The sequence below is a fragment of the Mangrovicoccus algicola genome (assembly GCF_014903745.1).
Classification (GTDB): Bacteria; Pseudomonadota; Alphaproteobacteria; order Rhodobacterales; family Rhodobacteraceae; genus Mangrovicoccus; species Mangrovicoccus algicola.
In genome coordinates this window covers 1-5,358 of record NZ_JACVXA010000113.1, presented here as the reverse complement: position 1 = coordinate 5,358, position 5,358 = coordinate 1, and the positions used below count along the sequence as shown (strand labels likewise).

The window sequence follows — 5,358 nt, the reverse complement described above, 5'->3', positions numbered from 1 at the left end:
CTCGGCCTGACCCGCCGCGTCCCGGGGCTGCGCGCGATCGGCATCGGCTCCGTCGGCGCCGAGCGCACCGTCGCCACCGCCGTGAAGGCCGCCCGTGCCGACATCCTGCTGGTCGCGGGCGAAGAGGCCCTGTGGCTGGCCGCAACCGCGCGCCGCCTGCCCGTGCGCCTGGTGATCGGCACCGGCGCCCTGCTGGAGGATATCGCCGGAACCCGCAGCCTCTTCGCCGCCCCCCTGCGCGGCCTCGGCGCAGGCGCCGGGATCGTCGCCCGCGGCGCGGCCGCCCGCACCGCGCGCATCGACGCGCGCGCCGTGATCCGCCGCGCCGGCGATATCGCGCTCTCCGCCGGGATGATTGCCGCGCTGGCCCCTGCCACGCTGGCCGTGGTCGCCGCGATCCGCCTGGACAGCCGCGGCCCGGTCCTGTTCCGCCAGACCCGGATCGGCCGCGACGGCACGCCCTTCACCATGTTCAAGTTCCGCTCCATGCATGTCGATGCGGAAGCCCGCCGCGCCGCGCTGATCGCCACCTCGGACCGCGAGGGCATCTGCTTCAAATCCCGCCACGACCCGCGCGTGACCCGGATCGGCCGCATCCTGCGCCGCTTCTCCATCGACGAGATGCCGCAGCTGTGGAACGTGCTGCGCGGGGACATGTCGCTGATCGGCCCGCGTCCCGCCCTGCCCGAGGAGGTCGCCGCCTATGACGCGCGCGCCCTCGGGCGGCTGGTCGTGCGCCCCGGCCTGACCGGCCTGTGGCAGGTCTCGGGCCGCGCCGAGATCGGCTTCGAGAAGATGATCGACCTGGACCTGGCGCATATCCGCGCGAAGTCGCTGACCCTGGACCTGATGATCCTGGCGCTGACCTTCCGCGCCGTGCTGGGCGGCCGCGGCGCCTACTGACGCCCGGTCCGCCCGGATCGCGGGCCCCCGACCGGGACAGGCGGACTATACCAAAGTATAGCCCGCCTGTCCCGATACGGATTTTCCAACGGAACGGCCGCGTGGCATCCTGCGCCCATATCCGCACAGTTTCCGTTTTTCTCAGCCATAGGAGTTCCGCCGATGTTGCGGGCCTTTGCCTTGCTTGCCGTCTGCGCGGCCATGCTGCTGGGGGCGACCGCCCGGGCAGCGGACCTGCCTGCGCCCACGGGAACGCCGATCCTCACCATCAGTGGCAGGATCGAGACGACCAATGACGGCGATCGCGCCGTCTTCGACATGGACATGCTCCGGAGCCTGCCCTCCGTCACCTTCGAGACCACGACCAGCTGGACGAAGGGCGTCCAGAGCTTCACCGGCGTGTCGCTGAAGGTGCTGCTGGAGACCGTCGGCGCGCAGGGTGATTCGATCAGCGCCACCGCGATCAACGACTATGCCGTGGACATCCCGCGCGAGGACTGGGTGGAGGGCGGCCCGATCCTGGCCTATCTCAACAACGGCGAAACCATGTCGGTCCGGGAACACGGGCCGCTCTGGGTGGTTTACCCCTACGACTTGAATCCGGCCTATCAGAGCGAAGTGACGTTTTCACGCAGCATATGGCAACTCGACCGGATCATCGTGACGAGGTAAGAGGAGTCTTCGGAACGTGGCCCTGCGCGCTATAGAAGAGGATTCGCTGCCTGTGCTGTTCGGACGGCAAAGAATACGCTCGCGCATCCTCACGGGATTCACGGTCCTCGCCCTGGTGCTCTGCGTCGGCCTGGTGGGCGGGCTGGGCTGGATGGTGCAGGCCGAGATCGACGAGCTCGGCCGGGCCACCTCGGACAACCTGCAATGGACCCTGTCCAAGACCGAGGTCGAATATGTCCGCATGCAGGAGGCGTTCCGGGACGGCGCCGAGGGCCGGCCCGACACGACGGAGATCCGCCGCCGCTTCGACATCGTCTACAGCCGCATCTCGACACTGGAAGTCAGCCCCGCCTTCGCGCCGCTGCGCGACGACCCCGGAATGGCGGGCAAGCTGGCCGAGATCCGCAGTTTCCTGGACGACACGGTCGGCCTGATCGACGGACCCGATGACGCGCTGGTCGCCGCGCTGCCCGGGCTGCAGCCGCGGATCGACGCGCTCGAGGCGAATATCCGCGAGATCGGCCTGACCGGTCTGCGCATCTTCGCCGAGATCTCAGACAACCGTCGCGCCGAGCTGGTGCATGGCTTCATCGTTGCGGGGGCGGTGCTGGGGCTGGTGCTCTGCGCGCTGGTGCTGATCGCCGGCATGCTGCTGGGCATGGCGCGCACCGCCGAACACCGCACGCGCGAGATGATGCGCACCGCGACCCGCCTGCGCACGATCGTGGAAACCTCTCTCGACGGCATCTTCGTCGCCGATCCGGCCGGGACGATCATCGAGTTCAACCCCGCCGCCCAGGCGATCTTCGGCTACAGCCGCAACGAGGCCAGGGGCAACAACGCCGGCGACCTGCTGTTTCCGCCCGAGGTGACGGCCGATCTGCGCGGCGGGCGCCTGGCCTATCTGAACGAACGCCGCCGCCCCGAACCGCATGAACGGGTCATCGAGCTGACCGCCGTGGACTGCAACGGGCGCCGCTTCCCCGCCGAGTTCTCCGTCGATCGCGCCGACCAGGATGACGGGCATGTCTTCGTCGCCATCATCCGCGACATCACCCGCCGCAAGGCCGCCGAGGAGGGCCTGACCCAGGCCCGCGACCGCGCCCTGGCCGGGGAACGCGCCAAGGCGGAATTCCTCGCCGTGATGAGCCACGAGATGCGCACGCCGCTCAACGGCCTCCTGGGCACGATGGACCTGCTGCACGATCATGCGCTCAGCGAAAGGCAGGCCGCGCTGCTGGCACGGATGCAATCCTCGGGCCGTTCGCTTCTGGCGCTGGTCAATGACGTGCTGGAACTGGCCAAGTTCGAGGCCGGGAAGATGCAGGCCGAGGCGCGCGCCTTCTCGGTGCCGCGCCTGGCCGACGGGGTGATCGAGACCGCCGCCCCCATGGCGACGGCGAACGAGAACACACTGAACTGGGCCTGGGTCGGCGCGCCGGTCGAAACCGTCATGGCCGATTCGCGCAGGCTGCGGCAGATCCTGCTGAACCTCGTCGGCAACGCGGTCAAATTCACCCGCGGCGGCAGTGTCGACCTTGAGATCGAGGCGCTGGGAGCCCGGCGCGACATGCTGGAATTCCGGGTCATCGATACCGGCATCGGCATCGATCCCGACCATGCCGAGCGCATCTTCGAGGATTTCGAGACGCTGGATTCCTCCTATGCGAGGGAAGTCGGCGGCACCGGGCTGGGCCTGGGCATCGCCCGGCGCCTGGCCGGGATGCTGGGCGGCGAGATCGGGGTGGAAAGCGAACCCGGCGAGGGCAGCCTGTTCTGGCTGCGCATCCCGATCGAGCACGTGGACAGCCCGGCAGAGGCCGAACCCGTCATCGGCGGCCCGCGCAAGACCCGCGGCCGGCTGAACCGCCCGCTCGACCTGCTGCTGGTGGAGGACAACGAGATCAACCGCTTCGTCGCCCGCGAAATGCTGGAGGCGGAGGGCCACAAGGTCACCGAGGCCGTCAATGGCCGGGCCGGGGTCGAATGGGCCGCCAGCCGCTGCTTCGACGCGATCCTCATGGACATCTCCATGCCCGAGATGGACGGGCCCGAGGCGGCGCGGCTGATCCGCTCCGGCGACGGTCCTTCAGCGCGGGTGCCGATCATCGCCGTGACCGCCCACGCCCTGCCCGAGGAGATCGCCCGCTTCCACGAGGCGGGGATGGATGCCTGCATCTCCAAGCCGCTCGATCGCGAATTGCTGCTCGACACACTGGTTCAGGTGGTCTCCGGGGGCACCGTGCGCGCGCCGGCCCCGCCCGAGCCCCCCCGCCCCGTCGACCTCTCGCGGCTGGACGAGCTGCGCGAGCGGCTGCGCCCCGAAGCCTTCTCGGCGCTGCTGGAACGCTTCGTCACCGAAACCCGCGGCACCGTCGCGGCGCTGGCCTCCGGCCAGGTGGCCCCGGAGGAACTGGCCGCGACCGCCCACCGCATCGCCGGCAGCTGCGCCACCTTCGGCTTCGACGCGCTGCGCAGCGCGCTGGCCCGGATCGAAACCGAGGCCAAGGCCGGGCGGACCGTCTCTCCGGGGGACCTCGCCGCCCTGACCGGCCTGTGGGACGAAAGCCACGCGCTGCTGATCGCGCGCGAGGATCTCGCAGCGTCCGAAACCGGCCGGGCACGCAGCGCGGCGCTCTAGGCCGGGACCCCGTCCATCCGCCCTGGCAGTGCCGGCCGCATGCCGCGACGGACCGGCGGCGGGGGGATGCCGTCCTCCCCTCCGCGGAACCCGCAGCGCGACTCGCCCTCCGCCGATCCCCCGGCAGATACCCGTTCTGCAGGCCCCCGCCCGGCCCTCTCGCCGCCAGCGGGAGGCGCCGTCCCGCGCCGGGCCCGACCCGGCGCCTCCCGGCGGGGATGCGGCCACCCGTTCGGATAGGGATATCCCCGGTTGCGTCTCGCCCATGTCCAGCCGCGCGCGGGATCTTGCGCCGCGCAAGCGGTATGAGTCGGACAGCCCGGCTCGCACCAACCACACCGCGCCGCCGGGCGCCCCCTTCCCGGACCCCTCCCGCTCCGGACCCCGCCCCCGCCGACCGGCGCGGCCCCGCCCCCGGTCGAACATCGCAGCCGCCAGACCGAAAGGTTGATCCGACATGCCCAGGTTCTCCGTCATCGTGCCCTGCCTCGACGCCGCCGACACCCTGTCCGACACGATCGCCAGCCTGACCGCCCAGAGCTTCGGCGACTGGGAATGCCTGCTGGTCGATGGCGGCTCGCGCGACGGCACCGCGCAGATCATCGCCCGCGCCGCGGCCGCCGATCCGCGCTTCCATGCGCTGGCCGCTCCCGCCGGCGGACCGGGCGCGGCACGCAACCTGGCCGTCGGCGAAGCGCGGGGCGAGATCATCGCCTTCTGCGATGCCGGCGACCAGTGGCTGCCCGGCAAGCTGGCCGCGCTCGACACCGCCTTCGCCGACCCCGCCACCGATGCCGCCTACGGGCGCGTCGCCTTCTTCGACGGACAGGAGACGCGGGCCGTCTCCGTGCTGCCGCGCGGGCCGCTCGACATCGCGGCCCTGATGGGCGCCAACCCGGTCTGCACCCTGTCCAATGTCGCGCTGCGCGCCGGGATCTTCCGCGACAGCGGCGGCTTCGACGAAAGCCTCTCCCATGGCGAGGGGCTGGAATGGCTGGTGCGCCTGGCCGGCAGCCGCACCCGTTTCACCGCGATCCCCTGGACGCTGGTCATGCAGCGCATCGGCGAGCCGCGCCGCTCGCGCGACATCGCCGCGCTGTGCCGCGGCCGCGCTGCCGCCTGCGCCGCCGCCGCGCGCGACA

4 protein-coding genes are annotated in these 5,358 nt (G+C 71.2%); all 4 read left to right on the top strand.

All coding sequences use genetic code 11. The annotated features are described in order from the left end of the window. A partial coding sequence (locus ICN82_RS20665; RefSeq protein ID WP_193187108.1) for a sugar transferase occupies positions 1–903 on the top strand: 903 nt, incomplete at its 5' end. 180 nt (positions 904–1,083) lie between these two features. After that, the gene (locus tag ICN82_RS20660) at positions 1,084–1,575 is read left to right on the top strand and encodes a molybdopterin-dependent oxidoreductase (protein ID WP_226898648.1); all 492 of its coding nucleotides are present in this window, start codon (positions 1,084–1,086) and stop codon (positions 1,573–1,575) included. 16 nt (positions 1,576–1,591) lie between these two features. Beyond that, positions 1,592–4,216, top strand: a complete 2,625-nt coding sequence (locus tag ICN82_RS20655) for a hybrid sensor histidine kinase/response regulator (RefSeq protein WP_193187102.1) — start codon at positions 1,592–1,594, stop codon at positions 4,214–4,216. A gap of 457 nt (positions 4,217–4,673) precedes the next feature. Continuing rightward, the coding region (locus ICN82_RS20650; RefSeq protein ID WP_193187100.1) for a glycosyltransferase family 2 protein at positions 4,674–5,358 on the top strand (685 nt) is incomplete at its 3' end.